A 25,897-nucleotide genomic window follows, 5' to 3' on the forward strand; every position below is an offset into this window, starting at 1 on the left:
GTTCAGCTCACCACTCCGGTCATGACGCCCACGGGTACGGCGATGAAGCCGGCCGTGAGCAGCAGCGCGAGGACGCCTGCGCCGGTCTTGAGGGCGCGGTCGCGGGTGCGGCTGCCCGCGCCGAGGGTCTGGGCGGCGCTCCAGAAGCCGTGGCGGATGTGCAGGCCGAGGGCGAGCATCGCGACGATGTAGATGACGTTGCCGTACCAGGTGGAGAAGGTGTCCACGACGTTCTGGTACGGGTGGCCCTCCTGGAAGCCGCCGGAGTGCACGGTGCCGGTGGTCAGGTCGAGGATGTGCCAGACGATGAACAGGCCGAGGATGATGCCGCCCCAGCGCATGGTGCGGGTGGCGTAGGAGGCCCGCGGCTTGCGGTGCACGTACTTGGCGGGGCGCGCCTTGATGTCGCGGCGGCTGAGCTGGTACGCCGAGACCGCGTGGGCGACGACGGCGACGACCAGGACGACACGGATCAGCCAGAGCGTCCACTCGTAGTGCATGAACGGCTCGCCGACCGTGCGCAGCCAGTGGCCGTAGGCGTTGAACTCGCCCGCGCCGAAGTAGATCTTCAGATTCCCGATCATGTGGGCGACCAGGTACAGCAGCATGATCAGGCCGCTGATCGCCATCACGGTCTTCTTGCCGACGGTGGAGTCCCACACCGTGCGTGCCATGGACGGCCGTCGGTCCGTCCGCGTTGCCAGAGCCATGCTCAGGACGTTAGGGCCGGACCACCCCATCGGTCCAAGACATGGTCCAGCTCGTTTCGATAGGCAGCACCTATGCTTGCAGGATGCAGTTCCAGCAGCTCCAGTACTTCGTGGCGGTCGCCGAGACCCGGCACTTCACCCGGGCCGCCGACCTGGTGCATGTCGCGCAGCCCTCGCTGTCGCAGCAGATCAAGGCGCTGGAGCGGGAGTTGGGCGCGGACCTGTTCCTGCGGGCGCGCGGCAACATCACGCTGACGGACGCCGGAGAGGCCCTGCTGCCCCTGGCCCGGCGCATCCTCGCCGACGCGGACACGGCACGGCACGAGGTGCAGGAACTGGTGCAGCTGCGCCGGGGCCGGGTCCGGCTGGGCGCGACGCCGAGTCTGTGCACGGGCCTGCTCCCCGACGTGCTGCGCGCCTTCCACGACCGCTACCCCGGCATCCAACTGATGATCGAGGAGGGCGGCTCGCACGACCTGGTACGGGGGCTCGCCCGCGGCGCCCTCGACCTGGCCCTGGTCGTCCTGCCCCTGCCCACCCCCTCCCCCGCGCTGACCACGGTCGAGCTGCTGCGCGAGGACCTGGTGGTCGTCTCCTCACCCGAGGCGCCCCGCCCGGGCGGCGGACGCCGCACCGTGCATGTCGCCGACCTGGAGGGCGAACGCCTGGTGATGTTCCGGCACGGCTACGACCTGCGCGAACTGACCGTCGCCGCGTGTCGCTCCGCCGGGTTCGAGCCGGACTTCGCGGTCGAGGGCGGGGAGATGGACGCGGTGCTGGGGTTCGTGCGGGCGGGGCTGGGGGTGGCGGTCGTGCCGCGGATGGTGGCCGCGCGCTCCGGGCGCGGGCTGCGCGTCACGCCGCTGGCGCGACCGGGGCTGCACCGGACGATCGCGTTGGCACATCGCAGTGACGTGGCGCCGCCGCGGGCCGCGCGGGAGTTGCAGCGGATGCTGCTGGAGCGGTGAGCGTCAGGAGCCGGTGCGGGTGGTGAGCAGGTCCGGCATGCCGATGCGCTCGTAGAAGTCGGCGCGCACGCCGTCGGCGACATCGCTGACCTTCTCCGAGCCGTCGTCCACCGGGTCGATGGTGGTGCGGAAGGGCCGCTCGCCCTTGGGCGTGCCGACGATACGGACGATGGCGCGGGCGACCTCCGAGACGTCGGCGTCGGCGGGCGCGAGAGCGGCCAGCCGTGTGCCGACGTCCGCCATCAGCCCCGCGTACAGGGTGTCGTACGCCTCCGCGGTGGCCGTGTCCTCGGGGTGCATCGCGTGGGCGAAGTGGTTGGTGCCCGAGGTGAAGGAGCCCGGAACCACGATGGCCGTGTCGATGCCGAAGCGGCTGAGCTCGACCGCGTAGCTCTTGGCCAGGTGGTCCATCGCGGCCTTGGCGCCGAAGTAGGGGCCGAGGTAGGGCGGGGTGCCGCCGTAGGTGCTGGACGACCCCACCCAGAGCAGCAGGCCGTCGCGCCGTTCCCGCATCTGCGGCAGCACGGCGCGGTTGACGCGCTGCGTGGACAGCACGTTGGTGTCGTAGATCTCGGCGATCTGCTCCGGCGTGAACGACTCGGTCGGACCGAGCACCATGTGCCCGGCGTTGTGGACGACGACGTCGATCCGCCCCGCCTCGGCCGTGACCTGCGCGATCGCGGCGTCCACCGACTCCTGGCCGGACACGTCGAGTTCGACGCTGCGCAGCGCCACGCCGTGCCGGTCGGCGTAGGCCCGGGCGTCGGCGACGGCCGGGGCGTTGCGGCCGGTGGTCTGCCGGATCCCGGCGTAGACGATGTGTCCGGCGTCGGCGAGGGCTCGGGCGGTGAGGGCACCGAAACCGCTGGAGGCACCCGTGACGAGGGCGACGTAGGGCATGGCGATCTCCTTGCGGGAACTTGCGAGAACGTGGGAAAAGGGGCCGGAGCACCGGTGTGGGCCGCGCGCTCTCACCGCAGGCGGAATCTCACGTGTGGCGCCCCGGACGGACGGCGGGCCGGCGCGCGGCGGCCCGCTGCCGTGCCGGCCGGCCGGTCGGTCACGCGAAACTGATCACGCTGCGGCCGCGCGCGGACCCGTCGGCCATCGCGTCGAGGACGGACGGTGCCTCGTCAAGGGCGATCGGTGTGACCTCGGGCAGGATCCCGTGGGCCGCGGAGAAGGCCAGGGTGTCGCGCAGGTCGTGGGGTGAGCCGGAGGGGGACGCGGCCACGTGCAGACGGTTGAGGATCATGGGCTGGGTGGGCAGCGTGAGGGGTTCCGAGCCGTAGCCGAGGAGCAGCAGGGTGCCGTCGGGGGCGATGCCGCCCAGGGTGGCGGCGGCCGCGGCAGTGGAGGGGGCGGCGTTGAGGACGAGGTTCGCGCCGCCGTCCCACGCCTTGAGGGCCTCGGCGGGGTCGGACTCGTCGGTGGCGACGAACAGTTCGGCGCCCAGCGCCTTGGCCTGGTCCTCGCCGCGCCGGGAACGGCCCACCACGGCGACCCGGGCCCCCATGGCGACGGCATAGCGCACGGCCAGGGCGCCCACTCCGCCGAGACCCACCACGGCGACCCGGGCACCGGCCTTCGCGCCGCCCTGGCGCAGGCCGTTGAAGGCGGTGAGGCCAGCGCACATCAGCGGAGCCGCGGCCACGGGGTCGAGGCCGTCCGGCAGCGGGGTGACGAAGTCGGCCTTGAGCAGGACGTACTCGGCGTAGCCGCCGTCGGCCACGATGCCGGTGATGCGCTTGCGCGGGCACAGGATCCGGTCGCCGCGCACGCAGTAGTCGCAGTGCCGGCAGGAGTCGTACAGGAACTGGGCGCCCACCACGGTGCCGACCTCGGGCCAGGTCACGCCCTCGCCGACAGCGGTCACCACTCCGGTGATCTCATGGCCGGGGACGACGGGGAACCGGGCGAAGGGGTAGTGGCCGCGCAGCAGGTTCAGGTCGGAGAAGCAGACGCCGCAGGCGGTGACCTTGACGAGGACCTCGCCGGCGGCGGGCTGGGGGACGTCGAGGGTGTCGAGGGCGAGCGGAAGGTTCGCGCCGGTGGCGACGGCAGCACGCATCGCGGGCTCCAGGGGGCTAGGGGTACTCCAGGGAGTTCCTGGTACCTCCGAGTCTTGGGGCCCGCCGCGGTACCGTCCAATGCCTGTCATCGCTCGATTGATGCCATCTCGGCATCGGCGCAGGTCTGGCAGGCGGCCGCGGATCACCGGCCCGCCCTGGCCCCGCTCTACGCCGTTCCCCGCGCCCGCGCGCCCGCCCGCACCGCCTCCACGAAGCTCGTGATGAGCGGTGAGTGACGCGAGCCGTTCCAGGCCAGGGCCACCTGCCCCGGCGGCACGTCGGCGACCGGGACGTACGCGATGTCGGACCGGGGGAACGCGGCCGCGACGGAGTTCGGTACGAACGCGATGCCGCGCCCGCCCCTGACGTATCCGAGGAGCTCCTCCATGTCGTGGAAGGCCGGGCCGTGGCCGGGCCGGGTGCCGTCGGGGCGCGGGTCGGCGTTCCAGACGGCCGACCATGCCTCGGCCGCCTCGGCGTACTCCAGCACGGGGTCGTCGGCCAGGGCGGCGAGGGCGACCTTGGCGTCATGTGCCCGCGGATGGTCGACGGGCAGGACCGCGGTGAGGTGCTCGGGGTAGAGGGGAAGCAGCTCGACGCCGTCGGCTTCGAGGGGCGGCCGCACGAACCCCACGTCGACACTGCCGTCCAGCAGGACCCGCGCCTGGCTCCACCAGCGCAGCCGGACCAGCTCGATGGAGACGTGGGGATGCTGCCCGGAGAACGCGTTCAGCGCGAGGCTGACGTCCGTGCCGAGCATGAAGCCCACGACCAGTGCGTCGTCACCGGCACCGATGCGACGGGCCCGCTCCCGAGCGGCCTCCGCGGCGGAGAGCAGCGCCTTGGCGTCGCGCAGGAACTGCTCGCCGGCCGGGGTGAGCGTCACCTCGCGGGTGCTGCGGGTGAAGAGATCGACCCGCAGGTCGTGCTCCAACTGCCGGACTTGCCGGGAGAGCGCGGGCTGGGTGACGTGCAGGGCGACGGCCGCCCGCCCGAAATGACGGCGCTCGGCCACGGCCACGAAGTAGCGCAGCTTGCGCAGATCCAGATCGATCGGCCCGTCAGGCATGGCTTCACGCTATACGACCGTCAGGAGGCCGTACGGGAGCGGAGAAGCCCACCTCTGTCCCGTACGGCCCCGCCGTTCAGCCCGTCGCGTCCACCAGCGCCAGCTCGTGCAGCCGCTCCGGCGGGCCCGGGCGGGCGTAGTACCAGCCCTGGGCCGTGTCGCAGCCCAGAATCCGCAGCTGCTCGGCCTGGGCGCCGGTCTCCACGCCCTCCACCGTCACCGCGAGGCTCAGGCTGTGGGCCAGGGAGACGATGCCCTCGACGATCTTGAGGTCGACGGGGTCGGCCGGGAACTGCTGCATGCCCTGGGTGAAGGAGCGGTCCAGCTTGAGGATGCTCACCGGCAGGCGGCGCAGGTTGGCGAGGTTGGAGTAGCCGGTGCCGAAGTCGTCCAGGGCGATGTCGACGCCCATCTCGGCCAGCCGGCGCAGGGGCTTGAGCAGGTCGTCGTCGGCGCCGATGAGGGCCGACTCGGTGACCTCCAGACAGAGGGCGTCCGGCGCCACGCCCGCGCGCTCCAGGATGTCGACCGTGTCCTGGACCAGCCCGGGGTGGGTGAGCTGGCACGGCGAGAGGTTGACGTTGATGCGGAGCGGGCCCGCGTCGTCGTGGCGTTCTCGCCATTCGCGCGCCTGGCGCACCGACTGCTCCAGGACCCAGCGGCCGAGCGGAACGATGAGTCCGGTGTGCTCGGCGAGCGGGATGAACCGGTCCGGGCCGAGGATGCCGTGCTGCGGGTGCAGCCAGCGCACCAGGGCCTCCGCGCCGCGCACGCTGCCGTCGCCGAGGTGGACCAGCGGCTGGTACTCGATGAAGAACTCGCCCCGGTCCAGGGCGGTCGGCAGCGCCGTGGTCAGCCCGTGCCGGGTGATGGCGTGCGCGTCGGCGACGGGGTCGGCCAGCTCGAAGCGGTTGCCGCCGGCCGACTTGGCCCGGTACATGGTGATGTCGGCGCTGCGCAGCACCTCGGCCGGGCTGCGCTCCCCGGCCGGGCCCTCGACGATGCCGATGCTGCCGCGCACGGTCAGCTCCCGGCCGTCGACGCTGATCGGGGCGATCAGCGCGTTCATGATCCGGGAGGCGAGCTCGTCGACCTCGCGCTCGGTGTCGGGACCGGTGGTCAGCGCCACGAACTCGTCGCCGCCGAGCCGCGCGACCATCTCGCCGGGCGCGGTGGCGCAGGACTGCAGCCGGTCGGCGACCTCGACGAGCAGCCGGTCGCCGGCGGCGTGGCCGAGGCTGTCGTTGACGGTCTTGAAGCCGTCCAGGTCGAGGTAGCACAGGCCGAAGCGCTGGCCCTCGCCGGCGTTCAGCGCCTTCTCCAGGCGTTCGAAGAAGAACGTGCGGTTGGGCAGCCCGGTGAGCGCGTCGTGCGTGGCCTCGTAGCGCAGCCGCAGGTTGAGCAGGCGCCGCTCGGTGGTGTCCTCCATCAGGGCCAGCTGGTACTGCGGGTTGCCGTCGGCGTCGCGCAGCAGGGAGACCGTGAGGTTGGTCCACAGGACGGTTCCGTCGGGCCGGTAGAAGGCCTTCTCGACGTGGTAGTGCTCGCGCTCGCCGCGGACGAGTTCGTCGTAGAGCTTCCAGGTCTGCGGCGCGTCCTCGGGGTGGGTCCACTCCATGACGTTACGGCTGCGGACCGTGTTCTCGGAGAGGCCGAACATGCGCAGCAGCGCGCCGTTGACCTGGAGGACTTTGCCGTCCAGGTCGGCGATGCCGATTCCTATGGCCGCGCCCTCGAAGACCGCACGGAAGCGTGCCTCGGTGGCGTGCAGCGCCTGCGCCACCACGCCCTGCGCCTTGAGGGCCGCGGCCGAGATCGCCTCCTGCTCGGCCAGCGTGCGCTCACGCAGCGCCTGGGCGAACCCGGCGGCCATGGCGTGCTGCAGCCGCGCGGAGCGCGCCCGCAGGTCCTCCTGGTTGCCGTCCGTGCCGCAGTAGAGCACGAGGTAGGCGTCCACGCAGTCCAGCGAACGGCTGAGCGCCTCGGGGTCGGTGCAGTGCGCGGCGACGAGCGCGGCACCGACCGCCTTGCCCGCGTTCGCGTCGAAGGTCCTGGCTCGGAGCGCCTCGCTCAACCGCCGGGCCAGCGGCAGCAGTTGCTGCTCGAACTCCGGCCGGGTCGACGACGTCGAGGTCACCGGGAAGACCGCCCGGCTCCAGATCGTCGCGAACCGGCGCAGTCTGTCCTCCGGCCCGTCCGGCCCCGCGCTCACGCCGTACGCCCCACGCCGGCGAAACCGGAGAAGGCATACGGATCCTCGTCCTCCGGTGCGGTGTCCGGCCGCCAGTGCGGCATCGGCACCAGTCCGGGCTCCACCATGTCGTACCCCTCGAAGAACCGCGCGATCTCCTCGCGCGAGCGCATGATCAGCGGGTTGCGAATGTCCTTGTATACGTCGACCGTGCCCTTGGCCCGCTCCTCGGGCAGCGGGATTCCCTCGTACGAGGCATGCGTGAGCACCAGCAGGCTGCCGGGCGCGAGTGCGTCGCGCAGCTCGGCCACCGCCCCGTACGGGTCGTCCTCGTCCTCCACGAAGTGCAGTATGGCAACGAGAAGCAGGGCGACCGGCCGGTTCAGGTCGATGAGGCGCTCGACCTGCGAACTGCCCAGGATGTCCTGCGGCTTGCGCAGGTCCGCGGCGACGACGTCCGTGTCGTCGTTGCCCGCCAGGACCGCCTGGCTGTGCGCGACGGCGACCGGGTCGTGGTCGACGTACACCACGTGGGCGCCGGGGCTCGCCGCCTGGGCCACCTCGTGGACGTTGCCGAAGGTCGGTATGCCGGAGCCGATGTCCAGGAACTGGGTGATGCCCTCGTCGACCGCGAAGCGCACCGCGCGGCGCATGAACGCCCGGTTCGCCTGCATGATCTTGGGGAGCCCCGGCATGAACTCCATGGCCTTGCGGGCCGCTTCCCGGTCGACCTCGAAGTTGTGCGAACCGCCCAGGTAGTAGTCGTAGATACGCGAGACACTGGGCACCGAGATGTCGATGCTCCGTGGGGCCCAGGCGGGACGCTCCATCTATCTCTCCAAGGCGTAGGCGATCCGGTGTTCGAGCTGAGGCTACTGATCGCCCGCCAAAGGAGCGAGCGGAAACGGAAATTGACCATCCGTTCCCGGTCACTGCCAGCGGCACGTGCCGAATTGATACCCCGCACACCCTCTGCGAAAAGCATCCGAAGCATTCCACAGAGCCGCGAATCATGGCGAAAGAGCATGAAGAACCAGGGTGAATGACGGCAAACCGGTCCGCCCCCTGCGCGTGGAGCCTCAGGGGGCGGACCGGTGGGTGTGATCCTCTACTGCTCCGACGCGCCGACCGGCTTGCCGTCGGGGCGGATGGCGAACCAAGTGCCGCCCACGCCCTGACCGTTGGTGTCACCGGGCTTCTTGTCGCCCGCGAAGGTGTAGATCGGTACGCAGTCGATGGACTGCTGCTTGATGCCGTCGGGGCGGTCGAAGACGACGTAGCCCCGGTTGGGGGTGGACCCCTGCAGATCGATGCCCTCGGTGTCCTCGGCGTCGACCGGGGCGACGACGGGCCACTTCTCCAGGCAGTCGCCGGTGCACTTGGTGGACATCGGCCACTGCGTGTCCTTCATGAAGCGGTAGACCGTCATGCCGTTCTTGTCGATGACGATCTCACCGAGCTTGGGGTCCTTGCGCGTGGACAGACCGGGCAGATCGGCAGCCCCGGCCTCGCCTCCCGCCCCGCCTCCCGCCTTCTTGCCGTCGGGCGCGAGGGCGTACCAAGTGCCGCCCACGCCTTGGCCGTTGACGTCACCGGCGTTGAGGTCCTTCGCAAAGCGGTACGCCGGCCAGCCGTCGACCGTCAGCTGCTTGGTGCCGTCGGACCGGGTGACCGAGCCGAGCAGTGCCTTGTCGATGCCGGCGCCGGCCGTGGCATCGTCCGCGGGGACCGGCGGCCACTTCTTGGCGCAGTCGCCGTCGCAGTTCGACTTGGCCGGGTCCGCGGTGTCCTTGTCGAACCGGTAGAGGGTCAGACCGGCGCTGTCGGTCAGCACCTTGCCGAGTTCCTGACTGGTGGCAACGGACAGCTCACCGGCCGTGGCGGCCTGCGTGGCGGAACTCTCCTGGCCCGCCGCGCCGGCGTCGAAACCGGAGCCGTTCCCGAGGCCGGTACCGGCGCTTCCGTAATCCCCGGCCGCGGCCGTGGCACCGACGTTCTGGCTGCTCGCCGGCGGGGCCGTTTCCTGTCCACATGCCGTCGTCAGCGCCAGTACAGCCACGGCGCTCACCACGAGCGAGGCGCTCCGCCACGAGGTCTTCATTGTCAACTCCCCATAATCACAAGGGTGTTGCAGCGCCCTGCTGCGCCGCCGCACGACATGGGGTACGCACGAGAGCCACGCCCGTGTTCAACGGACGCACAAATTTCTTTCCGAAAGCTGTGACACCGGCCCTCCGAAAGCTGTGACACCGGCCCTCTCGCCCCGCACGCGCGTGCGCCTCGCCGGTTACGCGCAAGCCCCCTGATCAAACCTTTCGTGAGCCATCCGTCGCCCGTTCGGGGCAATCCGCCCGCGCTCCGGCGCACGAGAGCGAGCGCTGGGCACAGGATCTTCGTCGTGCATGGACTCGAACCGACCCAATCCGCCTTGGCGAAACGGGCGTTGACGGTGGTGACGCTGACCTGGCTACTGCTGGCGGCACCGGCCGGCGCGGCGGTGGCCGACGTCTGCGCCTACGCCGACACCGGCCCGGACGGCACACAGGCGGTGGCGGTCGTCGGCAGCCTCACCTGGCCGACTCCCCCACAGTGCCCGGCGCCGACACCGACCCCCACACCCACCCCGACGCCCACGCCGACCCCGACGCCGGATCCCCCACCACCGCCACCACCCCCGAAACCCGAGCCCACGCCGAAACCCGAGCCCCCGCCTGTCCCGCCGCCACCGCCCCCGGCGACGCCGACTCCCCGGCCCGCGCCGCCCCGCCTGCGGCCGGCCCCTCCACCGCCGCCCGCACCCGCCCCGGCCCCCACCCCGGAGAAGTCGGTCAAGCCCACGCCGAGTCCGTCCATGACACCTGTGCGGTACCCGCCCCACCGCGCCACCTCGCACAAGCGGCCGGCGCACGACGCCCCGTCGCCCCTCACCTTCGTCCTGCTCATCGCGGCACCGGCGATCGTCGCCGTCGCCGCGCTGCGTCCGCGCTGAACCTGGAGGCATGTCTTGCCGGAATGGCTTGTTCTCACCCTCGCGATGCTGGCCGCCTGCGCCGTGGTGGTCCTCATCACCTTCGTACGGCACCGCACGGCCCCCGAGGACGAGGATCCCTCCGAGACCCCGGACGTCATCGAGTACATGACGATGTGGATCGGCGTGGTGTACGCCATCGTCCTGGGCCTGGCCATCGCCGGCGTGTGGGAGGGCCGCAGCGCCGCCCAGGACCACGTGCAGGCCGAGGCGCTGGCGCTGCACGAGATCTCGGAGCGGGTCCGGGTCTATCCGGCCGACGTCCGCGACCGCATCCGGGACGATGTCAACACGTATGTCGGCCACGTCGTCACCACCGAGTGGAAGACGATGGCCGAGCACGGCGAGGTCACCGAGCGCGGCACCGAGCTCCTGCAGCGCGTCCGCGAGGACGTCACCGACTACGAGCCCAGGACGGACTTCGAGGCCCAGGCCTACCAGCCGCTCGTCGACCAGGTGACGGCCGCGGACCAGGCGCGCAACGCCCGCGCGAACTCGACCGGGGAGACCATGCCGGGTGTGGTGTGGTTCGGGCTGCTGACCGGTGGCGTCGTCACCATCGGCATGGTGTTCGCACTGCAGATCCGGCGTACGACCCGTGAGCTGGTCCTCGCCGGGCTGTTCTCCGCGCTGATCGCGTTCCTGCTCTTCCTGATCTGGGACTTCGACGCGCCGTACAGCCGTGGCGTCACGGCGTCGGCGGAGCCGTTCCTGGATCTCTTCCCGCACGTCAAGGGCTGACAGGCCCTCAGCCGACGGGCCGCCGGGGGGTGACGGCGATCGCCGCCCATCCCCTGGGCGGCCCATGTGTCTGCCCCATTCGCCCGACAGCGATCGCGCGGGTGTGCGCGTCTTCCTAGCGTTTCGGTCATCGAGGTGCATGTCCGGCGCGAGCGGAACAGGTCCGCAGCTGCTCCTCGGGGATCCGGAGGAAACACCATGCGCGCGATACCCGCCGCGTCGGCCGCCCTGCTGGGCGTCGGCGCCCTCGTCATGACCGCCCCCGCCGCCCAGGCGCACGGCGACACCTCCGGTTTCCGGGGCAGTGTGCTGCCCGCCGTCATCGCGGCCGGCGGTCAGGTCACGCTGCGGGCGACCGGCTGCGAGCAGAGCGTGACCGTCTCGTCGGCGGTCTTCGACACGGTCACCGTTCCCCGGGGGCGGACGACGGCCGGGGTCAGGGTCGACCGGGACGCCGAACCGGGCGCCGTGCACGAGGTGTCGTTCTACTGCGGCACCTTCTGGCAGAGCGTCGACCTCACCGTCGCCGGCGGCCGGCCCGTCACCGCGGATCACCCTCGACGGGGTGTGCACGCGGGTGAGGGCGGCAGCCTCGCCGGGCTGAACCTGAAGGAGATCGGACTGGGCGCCGCGCTCGTCGTGGCCTCGCTCGGAACGGCGTACCAGCTCTCCCGGCAGCGCGCCGACGAGGACGGCGACGGCACCTGACACCACGGCCCGGCGTACGGGGCTTCGCCCGGCCCATCCGTACAGGTCTTCGCCCCGATCCCCACGTGGGGGCCGGGGCGAAGGCCGGTGAGCGTGCGACCGGTAGGGCGAAGGGCAGCAGGTCAGGTCCGCTTCTCCGCTCGCCGCCGCATCCAGAAGACCCCGCCACCGATGACGGCCACGGCAATGAGCCCACCTCCGATGGCCATGTCCGTCGGGGTCGCCCCCGTGGAACTGCTGCCGCCGAGGCCGCCGCGGACGCCGCCGATGACGGTGAAGGCGTTCGGGTTCGTCAGGGTCCTGCCGCCGCAGTTGACCGTGATGCTGTGCGCACCCGGCCTCGCGTGGCGGCTGACCGTCGCCGTTCCCTTCGCCGTGCTGCCGCCGACCGGGGTCAGCGGCGTGGACCCGAACGCGTCCGAGGTCGCGGTGCCGCCGTGCGGGCAGCCGTCGACGGTGATGGTCAGCTGCCCGCCGCGGGCGATGACGCTGGGCAGGGCGACGATGTTGCTCGGTCCGAGCATGCCGTCCCGGGCGACGGCCGCCGGGGCGGCGAGGCCGAGAGCGGCGACCGCGGTGGCAGCGGCCGCCAGGGCTCGTGTAGTGCGCATGTGATCCTCCGCGGAAGACGCCCCGGGAACCGTTCCCGGTCGATCGGCGAGAAAGCGCCTCCCAGAAAGACCCTCAGATGCGCTGCGCGAGGCCGCATTTCGGCGATGGTCCGTCCTGGTGAGAGGACACGCCGACCGATGACCCCACAATCGGATATTGCCGCAGGTCACGGACCGTCAGAATTTTCCGGTCGGCGGCAACTCGGATGGCGCACCGAAAGGGCCGGGCCCACCCGTTCGTATCTGCCCCGTCGCCGGTTCCGCGCGCCGGACTTAGCGTTCTCGTATGCGCGAATGGCGTGGCGACGGCCGCGTCGAGAGGGGAAGTGGAATGTCTGGGTCCGAGCTGGCCGAAGAGGAGGAGCGGCGCAGGAAGCGTGCTCCTTGGGGCGTGATAGCGCTTGTTCTGCTGACCGGTCTCGCACTCATTCGCAACGGCTCGGGGGAGTTCGACGAGGGGCCGCCGCAGCCCGCGTCGGCCGCCGCCGCGGACAGCCGGCTGCCCAGCGGCGTCTTCGCCGGGATCGCCCAGCCGCTGCCGTACTCCCTGCCGGACCGGGTCAGCATCCCCTCGATCCAGGTGGACGCGCCGATCATCCCGGTGGGTCTGGACGTGGACGGCTGGGTCGGCGCCCCGCCGCCGGAGGACCCCAACCTGGCGGGCTGGTTCACCGGCTCGGTCTCCCCCGGCGAAAAGGGCACATCAGTGCTCGTCGGCCATGTCGACAACCATCAGGGGCCGGCTGTTTTCTACGGTCTCGGGGCCCTTGAGCGGGGAAATCGCGTCGAGGTCGCCCGCAAGGACGGAAAGACGGCCGTATTCGAGGTCTACGGGGTCGAGGTGTTCGAGAAGAACAATTTCCCCGGTGACCGGGTCTATGCCTCGAAGGGGAACGCCGAACTGCGGGTCATCACCTGCGGCGGCGGTTTTTCGCAACAGAACGGCTATGACGGGAATGTCGTCGCCTTCGCCAGTCTCGTCGAGGTCCGCTGAGGGGTCTTCCCGGCTGAGGGTTCTTCTCGACTGAGGGCTCTTCTCAGCGCGGCGGGCGAAAGCCGTCAGGTGTCCTGCCGGGCGGGGACGGTGACGTAGTACCCGGCATCCAGCAGCTGGGGCAGATAGGCGCGCAGCGCCCGGACGCTCTGGGAGCGGTCGCCCCCGGCGTCGTGGGAGAGCACCACGACGCCGGGGGCGGCGCCGTTCTCGACGCGGTCGACGATCCGGTGGGTGCCGGGGGTGGTCCAGTCGAGGGTGTCGACCGTCCAGGCCAGCGGTTCCATGCCCAGTTCGGCGCCGAACTGGAAGGTGGTGCGGTTCCAGGCGCCGTAGGGCGCGCGGAACCAGGCGGGGCGTTCGCCGTACGTCTCCTCGATGATGTCGCAGGTGCGCTCCATCTCGGCGTGGATCCGGGCGCGGCTGAGCCGGGTGAGCAGCGGGTGGGACCAGGTGTGGTTGCCGACGACATGGCCCTCTTCGGCCATCCGTGCCACGAGCTCCTTGCTGTCGGCGACCATCTCGCCGCACACGAAGAACATCGCGCGGACGTCGTACTCGCGCAGGATGTCCAGGATGTACGGGGTGTAGCGGGGGTCGGGTCCGTCGTCGAAGGTCAGCACCATGGTGCGGCCGCGTCCGGACACACGCAGGAACGGCTTGTGCCTGACGAGGAGCCGGCGGGGCGCCGCGCGGGGCGGGCCGTACCCCATCAGGGGCTGGAGGCGGTAGGTGGAGGGCTTGAGCGCGCGGTGCGGCCGCGGGCCCGCGGCCGGGGCGGGCGCCCGGACCGGCTCGTCGCCCGCCAGCGTCTCGAACAGCCCGGCGGCGCCGGCGGCTCCGACGGCGGCGGCACCGGCGAGCAGCGCGCGGCGCCGGGTGAGCGGACGGGTGGGCAACTGATCCTTCGTCATGACTCATCAGTCGCCCGGTGAGGGACCGACGCACCACGACGACACCGGTTCGGCGGCAGGAAAACGCCCGAGCGGACCAGCCGTGGCGCCCATGACACCCGGTCAGCGGCGGCGCACCAGGGGGAACGGCAGGGTCTCGCGGATCGTCAGGCCGGTGAGGAACATGACCAGCCGGTCGACGCCGATGCCGAGGCCGCCGGTGGGCGGCATGGCGTACTCCAGGGCGTCGAGGAAGTCCTCGTCGAGTTCCATCGCCTCGGGGTCTCCCCCGGCGGCGAGCAGGGACTGGGCGGTGAGGCGGCGGCGCTGTTCGACCGGGTCGGTGAGCTCGGAGTAGGCGGTGCCGAGTTCGGTGCCGAAGGCGACCAGGTCCCAGCGCTCGGCGAGGCGGGGGTCCTGCCGGTGCTGACGGGTGAGCGGGGAGACGTCGGTCGGGAAGTCCTTGTAGAAGGTGGGCAGCTGGGTGTTCTCCTCAACGAGCCGCTCGTACATCTCCAGCACGATGTCGCCATGGCCGTCGTCGCCCGTGTACGGCACGCCCGCGCGGTCGCAGTGCCGGTGCAGCCGGAGCAGCTCGGTGTCGGGGCCGATCTCCTCCCCCAGTGCCTCGGAGATCGCGCCGTACACCGTCTTGACCGGCCACGGCCCGGAGATGTCGTACTCCGTGCCGTCCTTGCGGGCGACCGGCGATCCGAAGGCGGTGGTGGCGGCGCGCTGGACGAGTTCGCGGGTGAGGTCGAGCATCACGTCGTAGTCGGCGTACGCCTGGTAGGCCTCCAGCATCGTGAACTCGGGGTTGTGCTTGTAGGAGACGCCCTCGTTGCGGAAGGTGCGGCCCAGCTCGAAGACCTTCTCCAGGCCGCCGACGCACAGCCGCTTCAGATACAGCTCGGGCGCGATACGCAGGTAGAGGTCGAGGTCGTAGGCGTTGATGTGGGTGTGGAAGGGGCGGGCGTTGGCGCCGCCGTGGATCTGCTGGAGCATCGGCGTCTCGACCTCCAGGAAGCCGCGCTCCAGCAGGCCCTGGCGCAGGGCCTGGACGGCGGTGGAGCGGGCGCGGACCACGTCGCGGGCGGCGGGGCTGGAGACCAGGTCGAGGTAGCGCATGCGGACCCTGGCCTCGGGGTCGGCGAGGCCGCGGCGTTTGTCGGGCAGGGGGCGCAGACACTTGCCGACGAGCTGCCAGGAGGTGACGAAGACGGTCGGTTCGCCCTGGTCGCTGCGGCCGGCCAGGCCGGTGGCGGTGATGAGGTCGCCGATGTCGGTGTCGGCGGTGAAGCGGTCGAGGGCGGCGCCGGAGTCCTTGCGGGTGAGGGCGAGTTGGTGGTCGCCGGACCAGTCGCGCAGCACGACGAAGACGATGCCGCCGAAGTCGCGCACCACCATGACGCGGCCGGCGACGGTGACCTGCTCGCCCTCGCGGACCTCGGCGAGGGCGTGGGTGCGGGCCGGGACGCCCACCGGGTAGGGGTCCACGCCGCCCGCGCGCAGCCGGTCGAGGGTGTGGTGCCGGATGCGGACCTGCTCGGGCAGGCCCGCATCCGGCCGGGCGGCCCCGGCCTCGTCCCCTCCGGCGAGGCCGAGCGCCGCCAGCGAGGGCAGTCCTTCGGTGGTCGCGGGACGCGGTCCGTTTCTCGGGTGCCCCTTTCTGCGGAGCTTGTGCAGGGACGGTACGGAGACGAATCCCTCGGCGATGCCGGACGCGAGTCCGATGCGGGCGAGGGAGGCTGCCTCGCCGTAGCAGAGGAAGCGCGGGAACCACTGAGGGCGGTACTTGGCGTTGGAGCGGTACAGGGCTTCCAGTTGCCACCACCGGGAGAAGAACAGCAGCAGGCGCCGCCACAGCCGCAGCACGGGGCCGGCGCCGATGCGGGCGCCCTCCTCGAAGACCGAGCGGAAGACGGCGAAGTTCAACGAGATCCTGCGCACACCCGACTTGGGCGCCGCCGCGCACAGTTCCGCGATCATGAACTCCATGACGCCGTTGGGGGCGGCGCGGTCACGGCGCATCAGGTCCAGGGAGATGCCGTCCCTGCCCCAGGGCACGAAGGAGAGCAGGGCGAGCAGCTCGCCGTCCTCGCCGAGGGCCTCCACGAGGAGGCAGTCGCCGTCGGCCGGGTCGCCGAGGCGGTCCAGGGCCATGGAGAAGCCGCGTTCGGTCTCGGTGTCGCGCCAGGCGTCGGCCTTGTCGATCACCCCCTCCATCTCCGCGTCGGTGAGGGCGGAGTGGCGGCGGATACGGCAGTGGGCGCCGGTGCGGCGGACGCGTCGGACGGCCTGCCGGGTAACCCGCATGTCGCGGCCGTCGAGGTCGAAGTCCGGCACGTGCAGGATCGCCTCGTCGCCGAGCTGGAGGGCGCCGAGTCCGGCGCGCGCGTAGGCGGTGGCGCCTTCCTCCGAGGCGCCCATCGCGGCGGGCACCCAGGCATGTCGGCGGGCCGCGTCCAGCCAGACGGCGATGGCGTGCGGCCAGGCCTCCCGGTCGCCGACCGGGTCGCCGCTGGCGAGGCACACACCGGCCTCGACGCGGTAGGTGACGGCGGCCTTGCCGCTGGGTGAGAAGACGACGGCCTTGTCGCGCCGGGTGGCGAAGTAGCCGAGGGAGTCCTGGTCGCCGTAGGCCCCGAGGAGGGCGCGGATGCGGGCCTCCTCGTCGTCGTGCAGGGCGGCCTCCATGCGCTGCGAGCGGAACAGTGTCGCGGCGGCGTTCAGCAGGGCGAGCGCGCCGAACAGGCCGAGCAGGAAGAACAGGGCGCGAGGGGGCCGTCCGTCGAAGGAGGCGCCGGAGACCAGGCCGCCGCACACCCGGTCGGCGGCCCACGCCAGCCGCTCGCCGCGCGCCAGCGTGCCGGGGAACAGCTCCACCAGCCCCCAGCCGACCAGGACCCCGGCGGCGAGCCCGGCGACCAGGACGCCGAGGGCCCGTCGTACGGCGCCGTGGCGGGAGGCGGCGTAGAACTCCTTGCGGGCGACGATCAGCAGGATCAGGGCGAGGCCGCACACGATCAGGGATGGGACGGAGTCCGCGTAGTAACCGAGCCCCGCGCCGAGGGCGTCGGTCAGCACCAGCAGTCCCAGATAGACGACGACCAGCCACCAGGCGATCTTCTTGCGGGCCGCCGTCGCGGCGGCGAGCAGGAAGAGGAAGACGGCGTAGGCGAGGTTGGCGCTGACGGGGACGATGAGCTGGTCGAGGGTGCGCACGACCGGGCGGAGCCCGGTGCGCAGCGGCGGGATGAGGGCCAGCAGGACGCAGAGGAGTCCGAGGGCGCCGAAGAACGTCGCGAAACCCTCCGGCACCCGGCTGAGGAGGCCGTTCCCGGCCGGCCGTATCGGGCCCCCGGTGTCCTTCGCCGGGGCGGCCTCCACGGTGGCACTCATGTTCCGACTGTAGGAAGCCCCCGGCGTCCTCGCCCGTCGAGCGTCCCGCCCGGCAGCGGGACCTGCGGTTTCCGATAGCCTCCGTGCCGTGACGGAACAGCACTCGCACCGGTTCGAGCGGGGCACCGACGGGCCCAAGGTCATCGTGGTCGGGGTGGACGGCTCCGACTCCTCGCTCCGCGCGGCGGCCTACGCCGGAGGTCTGGCCAGACGGCAGCACGCGCTGCTCGCCGTCGTGTACGTGCAGCCGGTGATGGCGGCGGGAGCGGCCCTCGGGGCGCCGGTCGCGGAGACGGCCGACGCGATCGCCGAGGACCTGATCGCCCAGATCCGGGACGCGACCGAGCGGGTCAAGGGGATATTCGACGTCCGCTGGGAGTTCCACACCCTCCGCGGCGACCCCTACAGCGGCCTGGTCCAGGCCGCGGACGACCTGAAGGCCGACGCCGTGGTGGTGGGCGCCTCGGAACAGGCCGGGCACCGGATCGTCGGTTCCGTCGCGGTGCGGCTGGTGAAGGCCGGGCGGTGGCCGGTGACGGTCGTGCCGTAGGCCCCGGGTCGTGGGTCGCCGGTCGGTGTACGGGAGTCGTCGACGAACGCGCCCCGGCGACGGGGCTTGCACTACCTGTACGACGATCCGGCGGAGCGTGGAACGGTGTGGCTGCGGGTGGAGCCCGCGTCGCTCAGCGCGCAGGACCTGAGTTGCGTGGCCGCGCGCTGAGCCGACGGGCGTCAGAGAGAGCGCAGGAAGTCGAGGAGGATGCCGTTGAACTCCTCGGGCTTCTCCATGTTGGGGTAGTGCGAGGTGCCCTCGATCAGCACCGAGCGTCCGTTGCGGACGGTGCGGGCGTAGCGTTCCGCGTCGGCGATGAGGTCGGGCGCGTCGAGCGCACCGTTGACGGTGAGCACCGGGACGTCGATCTTCGGTACGCGGGACCAGGTGTCGGTCATGGGAACGTGCCAGTTCCGCTCGCCCGGCGTGTGCTTGGAGAGGGTGTGCAGGGCCATCTCGGTCACGCGTTCCAGGATGCCCGGGTCGACCTCGTCGGTCGTGCGCCGCGGACCTGCGACGGCCTGGCGGAACCCCTTCAGCCAGCCCTCGACGTCGCCCGAGTGCAGCATCCGGGTGGACTCGGCCATGAACTCCCGGGGCTGCGGGTCCGTGTACTCGAAGTCGCTGACCGACGCCCCGCTCAGCACGATCCCCCGGACCAGCTCCGGGTACTCGATCGCGGTGTCGCCGGCGATGCCCCCGCCCATCGACACACCGACCAGGGCCGCGGGGCCCGCGTCGAGGTGGCGCAGCAGGTCGGCGAGGTCGTCGGCCCAGCGGAAGGGCTTGGTCGCGTTGGCGGTGAATCCGTGGCCGCGTACGTCCACCGCGATGACGCGGTACTCGGCGGCGAGGGCAGGTATCTGGGCCTCGAAGACGCGATGGTCGACGAAGCCGGAGTGCAGCAGGACCACGAGGTCCCCTTGTCCGGCGTCGACGTAGGCGATGTCCCCGTCGGCAGATGCGAAGAAGCTGAGTTCCGAAGCAACTCTCATGACAACCAAGGTGTCATCTTTCCCGCAACTTGGCAACCAAGGTGTCATGATGGCGGGGTGAGCGATCTGGACAAGCCACTTCCCCCCGACGAACTCGGCCACCGCCTCACCGAGGTCTTCGACCTGATCGGCCCCCTCTACCGGCGCGCCCTGCGCAAGGTCGAGCAGGGCGAACAGGTCGAGGGCGCCTCGGTCGGCGTGCGCACCGTGATGGATCTGCTGCGCCGGCACGAGGCGCTCACGGTGCCGCAGATGGCGCGGGCCATGGCCCTGAGCCGGCAGTTCGTGCAGCGCATGGTCAATGAGGCGGCGGCCAAGGGCTGGGTGGAGATCACCCCCAACCCGGCGCACCAGCGGTCGTCCCTGATCCGGCTCACGGAGGAGGGCCGGGCCACCATCGCCGCGATCCTCGGCCGTGAGCACCACCTGAACCGGCAGGTCGGCGGCGACCTCACCGACGCCGAGGTCCGGGCGTGCGTCCGGGTACTGAGGGAGATGCTGAAGACCTTCGACCACGAGGACGCGGACTGACCTACTCCCCCATCACCAGCCCGTCCTTCCCCGCCCCCCGGCTCAGCACCACGTCACGGATCCGGTCCCGCACGCCGCGTACGTCCGCGCCCTGGGCGAGCGCCCGGTTGAGGTTGACCACGCGGCCGGCGTCGATGTCGAACAGCTGGGGGATGAACTCGGCCTTCGTCACTTCCCAGCGCCCGCCCGCCCGGCCGGGCGGTGTGAAGGTGAAGCGGGCGAGGGTGGACTGGTTGCCCCGCGGGTCCTGTACGCCCTGGTGGTTGTACATCGCGCCGGCGACCTGGTCGCCCATCCCGTAGACCACCCAGGTGCCGTTGACCTTCTCGTACGCCTGGGGGACGTGGGCATGGGTGCCGAGGATCAGGTCGATGACGGGTCGCTCGTCGTCACGGGCCGAGGTGAGTCCGCGGGCCAGGTTCAGCTGCTGGTCGTCGGGCGCGTCCTGCCATTCGGTGCCCCAGTGCAGCGACACGACGACCACGTCGGCGCCGGCCGTCCGGGCGGCGCGGGCGTCCGCCAGGATCTTGGCCTCGTCGATGAGGTTGACCGCCCAGGGCTGCCCCGGCGGGAGCGGAAAGCCGTTGAGGCCGTACGTGTAGGCGAGGTGCGCGACCTTGGCCGGACCTGCGCGCAGCACCGTCACCTCGCGCGCCTCGCCCTCCGTGCGCGCCGTTCCGGCGTGCCGTACGCCTGCCTGGTCGAGGGCGTTCAGAGTGCGCAGGATGCCGGCGGCGCCGTCGTCGAGGCTGTGGTTGGAGGCCGTGGAGCAGCCGTCGTAGCCGGTGGCGGCCAGGCCCCGGGCGACCTCCGGCGGGGACTTGAAGGTGGGATAGCCGGTGTACTTGCCGTTCGCCCCGTACACGGTCTCCATGTGACACAGCGCCAGATCGGCGCGCGAGACGACGGGTTGGACGCCGGAGAGCATCGGGCGGAAGTCATAGCCGGAGCCGCCCGCGTCGTAGCGGGCACGGTCGATGACCGAGGTGTGCGGGAGGACGTCGCCGGAGGCGACGAGCGTGAAGCCGCGCGGGCCCTTGACGGAGGGGCCCGAGCGCCCTGGGGCCTCGCGGTTGTGGGCCTGGCAGGCTGCCCCCGCGGCCAGGACGGTTGTCAGAGCGAGGGCCACAAGTCGACTGCGTGCAATCATCAGCTCACCCCGTGTGGTCGTATATACGGACCAATAGGTACGAATCTGTGCCCACCCGCAAACAATCCGGCAACCTCCGTTAGCCCGTCCGGCGCGCCCCGGGATGCGGAAGGGACCGTTCGTCGAACCGTTCGCCGACGCGATCGACCGTCCGCCGCAGATCCGTGTGCGTGCTCTGTCCCGTCGGCAGCCGCCTGCGATGCCATACGGCCATGACGGCCGGAACCACCCTCACGAACGGGACGACCGCCGAGCACGAGCTCGCCGCACTGCAGCGCGAGCACGGCCGGCCCCTCTTCGCGCTGCTGCTCCGGCTCTGCGACGGCGACCGGCAGCGGGCCGAGGACCTCGTCCAGGAGACCCTGGTGCGCGCCTGGCAGCATCCCGAGGCACTGCGCGCCGACGACTTCGACTCCGTACGGCCATGGCTGCTGACCGTCGGGCGGCGGCTCGCGATCGACGCGCGGCGGGCCCGGCTGGCACGCCCGCCGGAGGTCGGGGACGCGATCCTGGAGAACGCGCGGGTGATCTCCGACCACGCCGAGCGGGCCGCCGAGATGCTCGATGTGCGCGAGGCTGTGAAGACACTCACTCCCGAGCACCGTGAAGTCCTGGTGCTCGTGTACTTCCAAGGGGCCAGTGTTGCGGAGGCCGCGGAAACCCTCGGTATTCCGCCCGGTACGGTGAAGTCCCGCGCTTACTACGCGCTGCGCGCCCTGCGCAGGGTGCTTCCGGGTTACGCGGCCGACCTGCGGTGAAACCAATGGCTGAGTCAAACCTCCGTAAAGCGCCTTGCTGAAGACACCGGTTGAGTAATCGGCTGTCCTCATCCGTGTTCCGGATTGGGCCCCCAGGGCCCGACGGCCCCGGGTCGGGCGACGCACTCACCGGAGGAAGGCAGGAAGGGATGCTGCACAGAGGTCAAGAGAGCACGGACGGCACCGGCGGCGGTGAACTGACCGTCCCCATGGCGTGGTTGTACGCCGAGTACATCGCCGACGAACTGCTGCGCACCGGCGATCTCATGCCGCCGACGTCCTTCGAGTTCCGCGCCGGGCGTGACGCCCTGGCGCTGACCATCTTCCTGTCCGACACCGACGGCGAGCTCTCCGGCATCCGGGTCGTGACCCAGCTGGAGACCTGGCTGTCGCTGACGGCCTACGACCAGCCGTGGCAGGACTGGGTGCGCGAGCGCATGGCGGGCCTCGCGGCCGAGGCGGGCGAGTCCGGCGGGCCCGCGCCCGACCTGGAGCTGGCCGAGGCGGCCTGGCGCTGGCTGCAGGAGACCGAGCTGCTCGCACCCGATCTGAACGCGGTGCCGGGCGGCGGCGCGGTGGTCGGTGAGGACGAGGGGCCGAAGGTGTGGACGCCGGCGTGGCAGCTGGGGCTGCCGCTCGGACACCTCGCCATCCATCTTTTTTAAGTTCTTTTCGCCTCGGACCAATCCTCGGCGCCGGCCGCTCCGAATCCTTTGGTTGCGATTCGGTGTGCGGCTTGAGTGATTCGACTGTCTGGTGCGTACCAGTGGGTGCAAGGAGTAACCCACCCCGCACCCAACGGCACGAGGATTCGGCATGAGGTCCCTGGAGAGGCATCGCGACGTCGCCGCGTACGCGCTCGGCGTGCTGAACGAGGCGGAGGCGTTCCGCTTCGAGGACCACCTCATGGAGTGTCCGCGCTGCGCGGCACACGTGACCGAGTTCGGGCCCGTCACCCGCCAGTTGATGCTGTACCGGCGGGCCACGCCCCGGTTCGTGCACCCCATGGCCAAGCCGGGCCCGCAGATGCTGAACCGGCTGCTCGAAGCGGTGGCGGTCCGCCATCGTGCCCGGCGCCGGCGCATGCTGTACGCCGTGGCCGCCTCGGTCGTGATCGCCCTCGCCGGGCCCGGCGTCGCGGTCATGGCGGGCGGCGACGACAGCGCCGTGCGGGTCGTGGCGGCGACCGACGAGCGGTCGGGTGTGTGGGCGCAGGTCACGACGGAGAACGAGGTCTACGGCAGCCAGGTGGAACTGAAGGTGAAGGACGGGGCCGGGCCGCGCGCCTGCCACCTCGTCGCCATCGGCCGGGACGGCTCGGAGGAGACGGTGACCAGTTGGTCCGCCGCCCACCACGACGCCCGTGAGAACACCATGACGGGCGCCTCGGCGATGCACACCGACGAGATCGTGCGCTACGAGGTGCGGACAGCGGGCGGGGAGCATCTGGTGACCCTGGAAGCCCCGTTGAGCCGCTGATCCGGTGCCGGCCTACTTCAGCAGTCTCGACAGTCTGCGGTCCGCCAGCGGCTTCCCGCCCGTCTGGCAGGTGGGGCAGTACTGGAGCGAGGAGTCGCTGAAGGAGACCTCGCGGACGGTGTCGCCGCACACCGGGCACGGTTCGCCGGTGCGGCCGTGGACGCGCAGGCCGCTCTTCTTCTCGGCCTTCAGGCGTCCGGCCGCCACCCCGCGCGAACGCTCGACCGCCTCGGTGAGGGTCGTGCGCAGGGCCTCGTACAGCCTCGACGTCTCCTGCGGGGTCAGGGACGACGCCAGCTTGAACGGGGACATCCGCGCCGCGTGCAGGATCTCGTCGCTGTAGGCGTTGCCCACCCCGGCGATGAGGCTCTGGTCGCGCAGGGCTCCCTTGAGCTGCCGGCGCTCGTCCTTCAGCAGCGCCGCGAACCGCGTCTCGTCGAAGTCGTCGGCGAGCGGGTCGGGGCCCAGGCGGGCCACGCCCGGGACCTGCCGCGGGTCCTGGACGACGTACACCGCGAGGCGCTTTTGGGTGCCCGCCTCCGTCAGGTCGAAGCCCGCGCCGGTCTCCAGGGCCACACGCAGCGCGAGCGGGCCCTTGCCGGGGCGGGGCATGCCGCTCGGGAGCTCGTCCTTCCAGTGCAGCCAGCCCGCCCGGGCCAGGTGGGTCACCAGGTGCGGGCCGTCCGCGGTCTCCACGTCGAGGAACTTGCCGTGCCGGTGCACGGCGGTGACCTCATGGCCCTCGACGGCGGTGACCGGCGGGTCGTACGTCTTCAGGACGCTGATCGCGACGGGCAGCACGCGCACGATCTCGTGCCCGACCAGGTTCTCGGTCAGGAAGTCCTTGAGCGCTTCGACCTCGGGGAGCTCCGGCATACGTCCAGAGTGCCACCGGAAACCGAAGTGCTCAGGTCCGTTCCGGCACCACGAACTCGCACCACACCGCCTTGCCGCCGCCGCGGGCCTCCACGCCCCACACGTCCGTGAGCAGGTCGACCAGGAGCAGACCGCGGCCGGAGACGCCCGACTCCCCCGCCTCGCGGCGGCGCGGCAGGGCGCTGGAGGAGTCCTCGACCTCGACGCGCAGCCGGCGCTCGGAGCCGGTGAGGACCCGCAGGGTCACGATGGCGGAGCCCTCGGTGTGCATCAGGGCGTTGGTGATCAGCTCGTCGGCGACCAGTTCGATCTCGTCGGCCCGCTCGGCGGCGCCCCAGGCGCGCACGGCGGCGCGGATCATGTGCCGGGCGCCGGTGAGGGCCTCGGGGTCGCCGGGGGCGACATGCTGCTGGAGGCGCCCGCCGGGCTGCGCGGCGTCCAGGAGGCGGCGGCGGAGCAGGAGCAGGGCCACGTCGTCGTCACCGCCGCGTTCGTCGGCCACGTCGATCAGGCGGTCCGCGAGGTCCCGTACGTCGTCCGGGCCGGTGGCGATGAGGGCGGTGAGGGTGTGCATGCCGTCGTCCAGGTCGGCGCCGGGCTGTTCGACCAGGCCGTCGGTGCACAGCAGGAGGGTGTGGTCGGCGTCCAGCTCCAGGGTGCTCACCGGGTACTCGAGCCGCCCGAACTCCGCGGACAGGCCGAGTGGCAGCCCGCCCTCGACCGGGACGCGCCGGCAGGCGCCGCCGGGCTCCCTGATCAGCGGGTCGATATGGCCCGCCCGGACCACCTGCACCACGCCGGTGGACAGGTCGGCCTCCGCGTACAGGCAGGTGGCGAAGCGGTCGGTGTCCAGTTCGTGCAGGAACACCGAGGCGCGGGCCATCACCGTGGCCGGGGTGTGCCCCTCGGCGGCGTAGGCGCGCAGGACGATGCGCAGCTGGCCCATGACGGCGGCGGCGTGGGTGTCGTGGCCCTGGACGTCGCCGATGACGGCACCGACCCGGCCGCCCGGCAGCGGGATCAGGTCGTACCAGTCGCCGCCGATGTCCCGGCCGAGGGCGCCCGCGGCACCGGCCGCGCGGTAGCGGACGGCGACGTCGGCGCCGGGGACGCTGGGGATGGTGCGCGGCAGCATGGCCTGCTGGAGGCCGGTGGCGAGGTCCTTCTCCTGTTCGTAGAACATGGCCCGCTGCAGGCTCTGCGCGATGCTGCTGCCGAGGGCGACGAGCACGTTGCGGTCCTCGGTGGAGAAGCCGTCGCGGTCGCTGTAGAGCAGGCCGATGGCGCCGATCGGCCGGGCCTGGGCGATCAGCGGCAGATAGGCGGCGGCGGTGATGTTCAGGTCGGTGATGTGCGGCCAGAGGATCGGGTAGCGGGCCGCGAACTCCTCCGGCGACTCGATGAAGCGCGGGGTGAGGGTCCGTACGACCTCGCTCATCGGGTACGGCTCGTCGATCCGGGTGACCAGGGTGCCGGGCACGAAGCTGCCCGCGGGGCCCTCGGCGACCAGCCGGATCCGGCCGGCCTCGACCAGGCCCATGACCAGGCTGGTGGCGCCGAGGTGGGTCAGGCCGTGGGTGTCCTTGAGGACGTCGATGACGTCCTGGACGGTACGGGCGTGGGCGAGTGCGGCCGTGGTGAGCTGGACGACGTTGGTCTGCCGGCGGCGGGCCTCGTCCTCGGCCGCCTGTTCGCGCCGCTCCTCGCTCTCGGCGAGTTCGTCGGTGGCGTCCCGGACGATGCCGATGATGCGGCGGGGGCGGCCCGTCTCGTCGCGGCGTATGTAGCCCTGGGTGTGGGTCCAGCGCAGGGTGCCGTCGCGGCAGCGGATGCGGAAGTAGGCGCCGTAGTTCTCGCTGCCGTCCTTCATGGCCTGGGCGACCAGGCCGTCCAGCCGGTAGGCCTCCGGCGGCGGCACCCGGACCGCCAGGGTCGCGGGGTGTCCGTCGAACTCGTCGGGGCGCAGGTCGAAGACCTCGTGGGCCTGGGCGTCCATGTGGAAGAGACCGGTGTCCAGGTCCCAGTCGAAGCTGCCCATGCGGTTGAGCGCCAGGATCGGATCCGGGTGGGCGGGCCAGTCGTCCGGGAGTGACAGGGCGCTCGCTCCCCGATCAACCATGGGGCCACCTTGCCAGGATTTGCCGGATTCTTCGACTGGGGCGACGGAA

General features: G+C 71.6%; 24 protein-coding genes. 10 read left to right on the forward strand and 14 right to left on the reverse strand.

The window, feature by feature from the left end; translation table 11 throughout:
* Window positions 1-2 precede the first annotated feature (2 nt).
* A complete protein-coding gene (locus tag AQI70_RS10125) occupies window positions 3-674 on the reverse strand; it encodes a succinate dehydrogenase (RefSeq protein ID WP_062146719.1) in 672 nt (223 codons plus the stop codon).
* A 119-nt stretch (window positions 675-793) separates the two neighbouring features.
* Here AQI70_RS10125 and AQI70_RS10130 point away from each other — a divergent pair, with 119 nt between their 5' ends.
* The gene (locus AQI70_RS10130) at window positions 794-1,678 is read left to right on the forward strand and encodes a LysR family transcriptional regulator (protein ID WP_003996035.1); all 885 of its coding nucleotides are present in this window, start codon (window positions 794-796) and stop codon (window positions 1,676-1,678) included.
* Between the two features lie 3 nt (window positions 1,679-1,681).
* Here AQI70_RS10130 and AQI70_RS10135 read toward each other — a convergent pair whose 3' ends face one another.
* The 6 genes from AQI70_RS10135 to AQI70_RS10160 all read right to left on the reverse strand — a co-directional run bounded on the left by AQI70_RS10135 (window position 1,682) and on the right by AQI70_RS10160 (window position 9,111).
* Entirely contained in the window at window positions 1,682-2,578 is an 897-nt protein-coding gene (locus AQI70_RS10135) for an SDR family oxidoreductase (protein ID WP_062146721.1), read from the reverse strand.
* A gap of 160 nt (window positions 2,579-2,738) precedes the next feature.
* Window positions 2,739-3,749 (reverse strand): alcohol dehydrogenase catalytic domain-containing protein, encoded by a 1,011-nt coding sequence (locus AQI70_RS10140; protein ID WP_062146723.1) that lies wholly within the window; start codon window positions 3,747-3,749, stop codon window positions 2,739-2,741.
* Window positions 3,750-3,916: 167 nt separating this feature from the next.
* Window positions 3,917-4,819 (reverse strand): LysR family transcriptional regulator, encoded by a 903-nt coding sequence (locus tag AQI70_RS10145; protein WP_062146724.1) that lies wholly within the window; start codon window positions 4,817-4,819, stop codon window positions 3,917-3,919.
* Window positions 4,820-4,895: 76 nt separating this feature from the next.
* Complete coding sequence (locus tag AQI70_RS10150; protein ID WP_062146726.1) at window positions 4,896-7,031, reverse strand: putative bifunctional diguanylate cyclase/phosphodiesterase; 2,136 nt, start codon at window positions 7,029-7,031, stop codon at window positions 4,896-4,898.
* Window positions 7,028-7,840, reverse strand: a complete 813-nt coding sequence (locus AQI70_RS10155; protein ID WP_062146728.1) for an SAM-dependent methyltransferase — start codon at window positions 7,838-7,840, stop codon at window positions 7,028-7,030. Before AQI70_RS10155 ends, AQI70_RS10150 begins: the two co-directional genes overlap by 4 nt.
* A gap of 278 nt (window positions 7,841-8,118) precedes the next feature.
* Window positions 8,119-9,111: an SCO0930 family lipoprotein gene (locus tag AQI70_RS10160; protein WP_062146730.1), complete on the reverse strand. Its 993-nt coding sequence runs from the start codon at window positions 9,109-9,111 to the stop codon at window positions 8,119-8,121.
* 297 nt (window positions 9,112-9,408) lie between these two features.
* Here AQI70_RS10160 and AQI70_RS37210 point away from each other — a divergent pair, with 297 nt between their 5' ends.
* From AQI70_RS37210 to AQI70_RS10170, 3 genes are all read left to right on the forward strand, one after another.
* Window positions 9,409-9,999, forward strand: a complete 591-nt coding sequence (locus AQI70_RS37210; protein ID WP_079051232.1) for a hypothetical protein — start codon at window positions 9,409-9,411, stop codon at window positions 9,997-9,999.
* Window positions 10,000-10,014: 15 nt separating this feature from the next.
* On the forward strand, window positions 10,015-10,779 hold the full coding sequence (locus AQI70_RS10165; RefSeq protein WP_079051233.1) for a bestrophin-like domain: 765 nt from the start codon (window positions 10,015-10,017) through the stop codon (window positions 10,777-10,779).
* A gap of 198 nt (window positions 10,780-10,977) precedes the next feature.
* Entirely contained in the window at window positions 10,978-11,487 is a 510-nt protein-coding gene (locus tag AQI70_RS10170; protein WP_062146734.1) for a hypothetical protein, read from the forward strand.
* 122 nt (window positions 11,488-11,609) lie between these two features.
* On the opposite strand, the gene AQI70_RS10175 is transcribed toward AQI70_RS10170, so the two are convergent.
* On the reverse strand, window positions 11,610-12,098 hold the full coding sequence (locus tag AQI70_RS10175) for a hypothetical protein (RefSeq protein ID WP_062146737.1): 489 nt from the start codon (window positions 12,096-12,098) through the stop codon (window positions 11,610-11,612).
* A gap of 331 nt (window positions 12,099-12,429) precedes the next feature.
* On the opposite strand from AQI70_RS10175, the gene AQI70_RS10180 reads away from it, so the two are divergent.
* On the forward strand, window positions 12,430-13,092 hold the full coding sequence (locus AQI70_RS10180; protein ID WP_062146739.1) for a class F sortase: 663 nt from the start codon (window positions 12,430-12,432) through the stop codon (window positions 13,090-13,092).
* A gap of 65 nt (window positions 13,093-13,157) precedes the next feature.
* Here the strand turns inward: AQI70_RS10180 and AQI70_RS10185 are convergent, their stop codons facing one another.
* Both AQI70_RS10185 and lysX read right to left on the reverse strand, forming a co-directional pair.
* Entirely contained in the window at window positions 13,158-14,006 is an 849-nt protein-coding gene (locus tag AQI70_RS10185; protein ID WP_062146740.1) for a polysaccharide deacetylase family protein, read from the reverse strand.
* Window positions 14,007-14,108: 102 nt separating this feature from the next.
* Window positions 14,109-17,387 (reverse strand): bifunctional lysylphosphatidylglycerol synthetase/lysine--tRNA ligase LysX, encoded by a 3,279-nt coding sequence (gene lysX / locus AQI70_RS10190; protein ID WP_062146742.1) that lies wholly within the window; start codon window positions 17,385-17,387, stop codon window positions 14,109-14,111.
* Between the two features lie 88 nt (window positions 17,388-17,475).
* Between lysX and AQI70_RS10195 the strand changes: the two genes are divergently transcribed.
* The gene (locus tag AQI70_RS10195) at window positions 17,476-17,937 is read left to right on the forward strand and encodes a universal stress protein (RefSeq protein ID WP_062146744.1); all 462 of its coding nucleotides are present in this window, start codon (window positions 17,476-17,478) and stop codon (window positions 17,935-17,937) included.
* Window positions 17,938-18,119: 182 nt separating this feature from the next.
* On the opposite strand, the gene AQI70_RS10200 is transcribed toward AQI70_RS10195, so the two are convergent.
* On the reverse strand, window positions 18,120-18,935 hold the full coding sequence (locus AQI70_RS10200) for an alpha/beta fold hydrolase (RefSeq protein ID WP_062146746.1): 816 nt from the start codon (window positions 18,933-18,935) through the stop codon (window positions 18,120-18,122).
* A 57-nt stretch (window positions 18,936-18,992) separates the two neighbouring features.
* Here AQI70_RS10200 and AQI70_RS10205 point away from each other — a divergent pair, with 57 nt between their 5' ends.
* Entirely contained in the window at window positions 18,993-19,466 is a 474-nt protein-coding gene (locus tag AQI70_RS10205; protein WP_062146748.1) for a MarR family winged helix-turn-helix transcriptional regulator, read from the forward strand.
* Window position 19,467: 1 nt separating this feature from the next.
* Here AQI70_RS10205 and AQI70_RS10210 read toward each other — a convergent pair whose 3' ends face one another.
* Window positions 19,468-20,616 carry a CapA family protein gene (locus AQI70_RS10210; protein WP_062146750.1) on the reverse strand — a complete coding sequence of 383 codons (1,149 nt, stop codon included), beginning with the start codon at window positions 20,614-20,616 and terminating at the stop codon, window positions 19,468-19,470.
* 212 nt (window positions 20,617-20,828) lie between these two features.
* Between AQI70_RS10210 and AQI70_RS10215 the strand changes: the two genes are divergently transcribed.
* The 3 genes from AQI70_RS10215 (at window position 20,829) to AQI70_RS10225 (ending at window position 22,853) form a co-directional block, all read left to right on the forward strand.
* Window positions 20,829-21,374, forward strand: a complete 546-nt coding sequence (locus tag AQI70_RS10215; RefSeq protein ID WP_062146752.1) for a sigma-70 family RNA polymerase sigma factor — start codon at window positions 20,829-20,831, stop codon at window positions 21,372-21,374.
* Between the two features lie 149 nt (window positions 21,375-21,523).
* On the forward strand, window positions 21,524-22,039 hold the full coding sequence (locus tag AQI70_RS10220) for a hypothetical protein (RefSeq protein WP_003996053.1): 516 nt from the start codon (window positions 21,524-21,526) through the stop codon (window positions 22,037-22,039).
* Between the two features lie 151 nt (window positions 22,040-22,190).
* Window positions 22,191-22,853 (forward strand): anti-sigma factor family protein, encoded by a 663-nt coding sequence (locus tag AQI70_RS10225; protein WP_062146754.1) that lies wholly within the window; start codon window positions 22,191-22,193, stop codon window positions 22,851-22,853.
* 12 nt (window positions 22,854-22,865) lie between these two features.
* On the opposite strand, the gene AQI70_RS10230 is transcribed toward AQI70_RS10225, so the two are convergent.
* Both AQI70_RS10230 and AQI70_RS10235 read right to left on the reverse strand, forming a co-directional pair.
* The gene (locus tag AQI70_RS10230; protein ID WP_062146756.1) at window positions 22,866-23,729 is read right to left on the reverse strand and encodes an Fpg/Nei family DNA glycosylase; all 864 of its coding nucleotides are present in this window, start codon (window positions 23,727-23,729) and stop codon (window positions 22,866-22,868) included.
* A gap of 31 nt (window positions 23,730-23,760) precedes the next feature.
* Complete coding sequence (locus AQI70_RS10235) at window positions 23,761-25,848, reverse strand: SpoIIE family protein phosphatase (protein WP_062146758.1); 2,088 nt, start codon at window positions 25,846-25,848, stop codon at window positions 23,761-23,763.
* Between the last annotated feature and the right edge of the window lie 49 nt (window positions 25,849-25,897).

The organism is Streptomyces curacoi (assembly GCF_001513975.1).
Taxonomy (GTDB): domain Bacteria; phylum Actinomycetota; class Actinomycetes; order Streptomycetales; family Streptomycetaceae; genus Streptomyces; species Streptomyces curacoi.

Coding starts and splice junctions, on each gene's coding strand:
- AQI70_RS10140 (WP_062146723.1), bottom strand. CDS start 3,749: ATGCGTGCTGCCGTCGCCACCGGCGCGAACCTTCCGCTCGCCCTCGAC.
- AQI70_RS10200 (WP_062146746.1), bottom strand. CDS start 18,935: ATGAGAGTTGCTTCGGAACTCAGCTTCTTCGCATCTGCCGACGGGGAC.
- AQI70_RS10180 (WP_062146739.1), top strand. CDS start 12,430: ATGTCTGGGTCCGAGCTGGCCGAAGAGGAGGAGCGGCGCAGGAAGCGT.
- AQI70_RS10215 (WP_062146752.1), top strand. CDS start 20,829: ATGACGGCCGGAACCACCCTCACGAACGGGACGACCGCCGAGCACGAG.
- AQI70_RS10125 (WP_062146719.1), bottom strand. CDS start 674: ATGGCACGCACGGTGTGGGACTCCACCGTCGGCAAGAAGACCGTGATG.
- AQI70_RS10230 (WP_062146756.1), bottom strand. CDS start 23,729: ATGCCGGAGCTCCCCGAGGTCGAAGCGCTCAAGGACTTCCTGACCGAG.
- AQI70_RS10210 (WP_062146750.1), bottom strand. CDS start 20,616: ATGATTGCACGCAGTCGACTTGTGGCCCTCGCTCTGACAACCGTCCTG.
- AQI70_RS10225 (WP_062146754.1), top strand. CDS start 22,191: ATGAGGTCCCTGGAGAGGCATCGCGACGTCGCCGCGTACGCGCTCGGC.
- AQI70_RS10145 (WP_062146724.1), bottom strand. CDS start 4,819: ATGCCTGACGGGCCGATCGATCTGGATCTGCGCAAGCTGCGCTACTTC.
- AQI70_RS10155 (WP_062146728.1), bottom strand. CDS start 7,840: ATGGAGCGTCCCGCCTGGGCCCCACGGAGCATCGACATCTCGGTGCCC.
- AQI70_RS10220 (WP_003996053.1), top strand. CDS start 21,524: ATGCTGCACAGAGGTCAAGAGAGCACGGACGGCACCGGCGGCGGTGAA.
- AQI70_RS10235 (WP_062146758.1), bottom strand. CDS start 25,848: ATGGTTGATCGGGGAGCGAGCGCCCTGTCACTCCCGGACGACTGGCCC.
- lysX (WP_062146742.1), bottom strand. CDS start 17,387: ATGAGTGCCACCGTGGAGGCCGCCCCGGCGAAGGACACCGGGGGCCCG.
- AQI70_RS10135 (WP_062146721.1), bottom strand. CDS start 2,578: ATGCCCTACGTCGCCCTCGTCACGGGTGCCTCCAGCGGTTTCGGTGCC.
- AQI70_RS10185 (WP_062146740.1), bottom strand. CDS start 14,006: ATGACGAAGGATCAGTTGCCCACCCGTCCGCTCACCCGGCGCCGCGCG.
- AQI70_RS10175 (WP_062146737.1), bottom strand. CDS start 12,098: ATGCGCACTACACGAGCCCTGGCGGCCGCTGCCACCGCGGTCGCCGCT.
- AQI70_RS10170 (WP_062146734.1), top strand. CDS start 10,978: ATGCGCGCGATACCCGCCGCGTCGGCCGCCCTGCTGGGCGTCGGCGCC.
- AQI70_RS10160 (WP_062146730.1), bottom strand. CDS start 9,111: ATGAAGACCTCGTGGCGGAGCGCCTCGCTCGTGGTGAGCGCCGTGGCT.
- AQI70_RS10130 (WP_003996035.1), top strand. CDS start 794: ATGCAGTTCCAGCAGCTCCAGTACTTCGTGGCGGTCGCCGAGACCCGG.